5 protein-coding genes are annotated in these 5,751 nt (G+C 51.1%); 2 read left to right on the top strand and 3 right to left on the bottom strand.

Annotated elements, in window-relative coordinates:
- Window positions 1-505: GntR family transcriptional regulator (locus tag Q0231_RS01435; RefSeq protein ID WP_299344085.1), on the bottom strand; the 505-nt coding region annotated here is incomplete at its 3' end.
- 101 nt (window positions 506-606) lie between these two features.
- On the opposite strand from Q0231_RS01435, the gene Q0231_RS01430 reads away from it, so the two are divergent.
- On the top strand, window positions 607-1,479 hold the full coding sequence (locus Q0231_RS01430; protein ID WP_299344082.1) for a DMT family transporter: 873 nt from the start codon (window positions 607-609) through the stop codon (window positions 1,477-1,479).
- Window positions 1,480-1,500: 21 nt separating this feature from the next.
- Here Q0231_RS01430 and Q0231_RS01425 read toward each other — a convergent pair whose 3' ends face one another.
- Both Q0231_RS01425 and Q0231_RS01420 read right to left on the bottom strand, forming a co-directional pair.
- Entirely contained in the window at window positions 1,501-2,163 is a 663-nt protein-coding gene (locus tag Q0231_RS01425; protein ID WP_299344079.1) for a flagellar hook capping FlgD N-terminal domain-containing protein, read from the bottom strand.
- 9 nt (window positions 2,164-2,172) lie between these two features.
- A complete protein-coding gene (locus tag Q0231_RS01420; protein ID WP_299344076.1) occupies window positions 2,173-4,218 on the bottom strand; it encodes a flagellar hook-length control protein FliK in 2,046 nt (681 codons plus the stop codon).
- Between the two features lie 37 nt (window positions 4,219-4,255).
- Between Q0231_RS01420 and mnmA the strand changes: the two genes are divergently transcribed.
- Window positions 4,256-5,398, top strand: a complete 1,143-nt coding sequence (gene mnmA / locus Q0231_RS01415; protein ID WP_269394772.1) for a tRNA 2-thiouridine(34) synthase MnmA — start codon at window positions 4,256-4,258, stop codon at window positions 5,396-5,398.
- Window positions 5,399-5,751 lie beyond the last annotated feature (353 nt).

Here is a 5,751-nt window from a genome sequence, read left to right as displayed (position 1 = left end):
GAATGTCAGAGTTGCTCAATCGTCGCGCCAGGTAATCGCGCAAAGCGGGCAATCCTTTTGGGGGCGCATATTCAGTTAAGTCTGCATGGTTTGCGCGCGCCAAGTTGCGTAGGGATTTTTTGATCTCATCTTCGGGCATCCAGTGTGAAGGTAGCCACCCGCAGCCCGGCTTAAATTTTGCATCTTGGGGTTCAAGCGCATGTCTTGTTAGCCATAGTGGGTCGATGTCGCGATCAAGCTTTGGCCCCGCATCTGCAACTGAAAATGGATGCGCCTGTGCTGAGGCATAGAATCCAGATCCTGGTTTTGAAAATATTACACCCTGCGCCACCAGTCGGTCATAGGCGTCAACCACGGTGGATTTGGACACTTGCATTTTATTCGCCATATCTCGAACGGATGGCAACTTGCTCCCCGATAAGGCTTTGCGACTGGAAATGCGTTTATGGATTTCTTGCATTACCTTTTCAACCAAAGGGACTGAAGCGGTGTGGTTCTGGGGCATCTGTTCTGCCTTTGTGATCAATACACTTTTCTCAAACTGTACTGAACTGTGGCTGGCGAAGCAATGGAAGTTGGGCAAAATGGATCGCATAGGAGTAGGTTATGCGATTTTGGGAAAATGGATTTGTTCTTGGTTTGCTTGGGGTGATGATTTTTAGCGGGTCTTTGGGGGCAACACGTATTGCTGTTGGGGCGTTTGACCCGGTTTTTCTCACCTTGGTGCGCGCCACTATTGCGGGCTTGCTTGGAGTGGGCTTGTTATTGGGATTAGGTGCCTCTCGTCCATTGAGGAAGGACTACTTAAATCTAGCAATAGTGGCTGTTGGCGTTGTCGTTGGTTTTCCGTTACTCACAGCCTTGGCACTGCAGAACATCAATTCGGCTCGATCCATTGTGTTCATCGGGCTGCTGCCACTTTCAACGGCAATTTTTGGTGTGGTTTCGGGGGGCGAAAAGCCTCAACCTGCTTTTTGGCTCTTCTCCATATTGGGAAGTGTGCTGGTGGCCGGATTTGCGCTGTCGCAAGGCGGAATTGGTTCTTGGTACGGGGATTTGTTGATGGTAGCTGCCATAATTGTATGTGGTTTAGGCTATGCGCAAGGCGCAAAGTTGTCTCGCCGATTGGGCGGCTGGCAAGTTATTTCTTGGTCCTTGGTCATCTCTTTGCCTGTTATGGCGCCACTCGCTGTTTGGACAATGCCCACATCAGTTGCTCATGTGCAGCTGGATGAATGGACCGCACTTGCCTATGTGTCGGTTTTTAGCATGCTAATTGGATTTGTTTTCTGGTATCGGGGATTGGCGTTGGGCGGGGTAACAGCGATCAGCCAGTTGCAATTGCTTCAACCGTTTATGGGGTTGATGTTGGCCGCAACGATTATGCAAGAGCAGGTGCACTGGCAAATGATTGCTGTCAGTGTGCTCGTGGTCGCCTGTGTGGCAGGTGCGCGACGGTTTAGTGGAAAATCAGTGTGAAATCGAGACTTGGCTATTGGTCTAGCTGGCCAGACCAACCTTGGCGACTGAAGATAGTTTGACTTTGTTGCCGTTGATCACAAGAATTGGTTCCGATCCTGCAAAGTCGACAGTTTCAACAATTCCTTTGGTCATTGTGTAATTGTCGATGATCTTGCCATCTGTGTTTTTAGCTTCAATATCGATGCTATATCGTCCTTCGGGCAACGATGCACCGTCCGGTCCCTTGCCGTCCCAGGTGTAGGTGTGTTCACCTTGGGTCATAGCCACGTCGTCTGTATAAACAACTGCGCCAGCTGAGTTTTTGATGGTCACTTTGCTCTCTGGCGCGTCAGACGTTAGACCGTAAGTCCACTCAGCCTTGCCGTCCTTAAGGTCAGCGCTGTCACCAAAAGCAGTGACGGCTTTTCCGATATAGGAAACTGCCTGAGAGGCAAAGGCACCTTCATTTGCTTTAATCAGCGCTTCCAAATACTCGTTGGTTTTTAGCTGTTGTTCAACACCTGTAAACTCCACCATTTGCGAAGTGAACTGATTGGTGTCCATCGGGTCGAGCGGGTTTTGGTTTTTGAGTTGGGTGGTTAGGATGCTCAGAAACGTGTTGAAGTTACCCGCAATGGTTTTGCGAGAGCTTGCGAGTTCAGACTTTGTGGCGCCAATGCCACTCGATGGTGCGAGTTCCATTTTAAGCTCCTAAACCCATAAATTGAGGCCGCCAGGGCCAGTTGTTCCGCGATAAATAGTGGTTTCGCTTAGTCGAGTTTGTTCTTCAATTGAAGCATCTAGTGCGGCGGATTTTGACGTGTTTTGCTCACGTCCTTGATTTTGGAAGTTTTGGCCCGCGCTCTGCCCATCTTGCTTGAGTGAGAATTGTAAGTTTGCACGCTCAGCATTTAGCCCTGCCTGCTGCAATGCGCGCTCAAGCACACGGGCGTCGCGTTGCAGGAGATCTAGTGTCTCTGCGCGTTCAACGACCATTCGGGCTGTAACATTATTGCCGTCAACTTCCATGCGCACCTCAATTCGCCCCATCTCAGGTGGGTCCAATCGAACTTCAAATCGCTGCATGCCAGCGCGGAATTGGCGGACTATTTCAAATGCAACGCCCGGTATGTTGACTTGGCGTCCAGCTGTTTGGCTTTTCGCTGCATCGATTAGATTGGTCTGTTGTTGGAAAGTGTCAATCTTATGTTGTGCCAACAGCTTCTCGGTGCCGGTTTCAACAGCGTCTAACTCTGTGGGCAATGGCGCTGTCGCTGCCGCAGCAAGTGCTTGCCGGTTTGCTTCAGGATAAGCGTTGTTGGCTTGCAGATTTGCTTCGCGAGTTGCCTGAGCAAAAGTCATGCGGGGTAGTTGCGCGTCTGTACCTTCATCATTGGCAAGTGCGTCAGAAAATGCAGCAGTTGTGGGGGCGTTCTGTAGTTTTTTCGCTTCCGTATTTTGTTGTTGTCCAAGCGTGGCCAATTGGGCCAACACGTCGGGCTCAGCCCCGTCTTGGCTGTTCGTTGGCACTGGTGTGGTCGACTGGGTGCCGGCGGTAACTTGTTGAAGCGTTGTTTGATCACCTGTGGGCAGTGTTGTTGACTGTTGACGTGCACCGGGCGCGGCTTGCTTTTGTGCAGTCAAGGCATTTTGTGTGAGGGGGGTAACGGCCAGATTTGCTGGCTGGGTTTTAGGCGTGGATCCGTCGACTGTGCCAAGTTTGATAGCCGGTGTGCTAGCTTGTTGTCTTTCCGGCGCTGGCTCACGGAGCTCATCAGCTTGACCGGCCGCAAATATTGTTTTCTGTTCGTTTGATGTTTGCGCCTCAAGAATGGAATTTCCAAATGATAGTTGGCCCCAGAATTGTGCCGACAATGCGGGCAGCTTTTGTGCCAATTGATTAAGCCGATCCACCATTTGATGAATGCTTAGAGCCGGTTTTTCACCAGTTCCGTCTTGGCCTGGGTTCGGTGCTGCGCCCGTCATCTGGCTTAAAAGTTTGTCTAGCCGTTCCATCAGATTGCCAACTTTGGCAAAATCGCTGGCACCTTCTTTGTTCGCATCATTGCCCGCTTTTTGCAGCTGAGACAATTGTGCAGCAAACGAGCCGATGGGACCCTTGATGGATAATTCTGGGCGGTTTGGATGTGCGTTGATGCTTTGTACAAGTTTGCCCAGAGCCGCTTGTGCTTGATTTAACTGCTCGGTTGTTGGGATCTGCAGTTTGTCAAATGCGTTTGCCAGCGGCACCAAGGCTTCGGCCATTCCGGCCAAAGCATCGATAATGTCCTGACTTTCTGGGGACACTCCATCAACGTTCAATTCTTTGATGTTGAGCGTGGTTGGACTGTTGGCGTTGCCACCAACAAGTGCGGCCAAGAGCGCTTCAAAGCCTGTTCCGCCTTCGCCGGGCTGGCCAGGTTTTGCACCATTGGTACTGGTCGTTATTTCGCCTGCCAGATCAAAGCCTGGAAAACTCGCCGTTGCTGATAAACCAAATTGCACGTTTTTTACCCACTCATCGAAACTTGTGACATGTGTCCACCCACATTTATGCAAGTAGCGGGCCAGTTTTTGGCTCTTGAGATATGTCAGTAAATTCAGTTGGTTGGTCAGTTTTGCATTTGTTTTTGCTTGAGAAATTGCGTTGGGAAGGGCAAGTTTTGCGTGGCAGGGGGCAGAAAATGCCGATGTTAGTAATCTCAAGAATAGCAAAAACCGTTGTTTTTCGTCGCCAAAGTTGGTAAATCGCCCCATCCGTTGGCCCTTAACCCCAATTTGGATGGAGAAAAAAATGAATTCGCTTGGAATAAATAAGCGCCCCGAGGACACCCGCGTCGTGGTGGCTATGTCTGGTGGCGTAGATAGTTCTGTTGTGGCAGGACTTATGGCGCAAGAGGGATATGAGACCCTTGGCGTAACCCTCCAACTTTATGATCATGGCGAAGCCATGCACCGCAAAGGTGCGTGTTGCGCGGGTCAAGATATTCATGACGCCCGCCGGGTGGCGGCAGCTATTGGTATTCCCCATTATGTGCTCGATTACGAAAGCCGGTTCCGTGAGGCGGTGATTGATGATTTTGCAAACAGTTATGTGCGTGGTGAAACTCCAATCCCTTGCGTGAAGTGCAATCAAACTGTGAAGTTTGTCGATCTTATGCGTGTTTCGAAAGAGCTTGGCGCTGATGTTTTGGTGACGGGTCACTATATTCAATCGCTTGAAAAGGATGGCCGCTGGGGCATGTTCCGCCCAAACGATCACGCGCGCGATCAAAGCTATTTTCTGTTTGCCACAGATCAAGAGCAGTTGGATTATTTGCGCTTTCCATTGGGTGGCATGACCAAGGATGCGGTGCGTGATATTGCCCGGGATATGGGTTTGGTGGTCGCCGAGAAAAGCGATAGCCAAGACATTTGTTTTGTGCCAAACGGCAATTATGCGCAAATCATCGCCAAACTTCGGCCCGATGCAATGGAGGGCGGCGAAATCGTGCATTTGGATGGCCGGGTTTTGGGCGAGCATAAGGGCATCATCCATTATACGATTGGACAACGAAAAGGCCTGGGCATTTCTGCGCCCGACCCTTTGTATGTGGTCAAATTGGATCCAGACACGAAACAAGTCATAGTGGGTCCATATGAAGCTTTGGCCACCCGGTCGGTGCGGTTGAAGCAAGTGAATTGGCTTGGCGCAAAGTCTCTCGCAGATATTGAACGCGACGGCCCGATTGAAATTGAAGCGAAGGTTCGCTCAACTCGCCCACCACAGCCTGCACGCTTGAGCGTTGTGGATGGCATTGTTGAGGTGGAATTAGTGGGCGGAGAGCATGGCGTTTCGCCGGGGCAGGCTTGTGTGTTTTACGCAGATGACAGTCCCAATACCGAAGTTCTAGGTGGCGGTTGGATTTCAGAAGCGGTGAGCGCCAAGGCCGCTTAGCGTTTGTCACCCCACCCTAAATCCCTCCCCACCAGGGGGAGGGAGATTGGGCGGTTTTTTCACGCCGCCGTCATGCGCTGCGCTCATTACCCCGGCACCCCCGCCTGTTGGTGCCCCATTGTGCAATGCATTTTCCATGCTCGCGCCGCTCCGGCCTACGCAGGGATGACCCTGGTGGGGAGGGATTAAGGGTGGGGGGATGGCTTTATCACTATGGCTTTTCGTTATCCCAAACACCAACACCTTCGCCATGTTTCCATGCGAAGGGATAATATTTGCGACGCGCGAGACAGTGAATGGCTCTGTTAAGCGCTAGAAGAATATGTGTAGAGACAATTCAATGTCTCGCGCCA

The organism is uncultured Maritalea sp. (assembly GCF_937139385.1).
GTDB lineage: Bacteria > Pseudomonadota > Alphaproteobacteria > Rhizobiales > Devosiaceae > Maritalea > Maritalea porphyrae_A.
The sequence above is the reverse complement of the archived record's forward strand: the minus strand, read 5'-3'. Positions and strand labels throughout refer to the sequence as shown.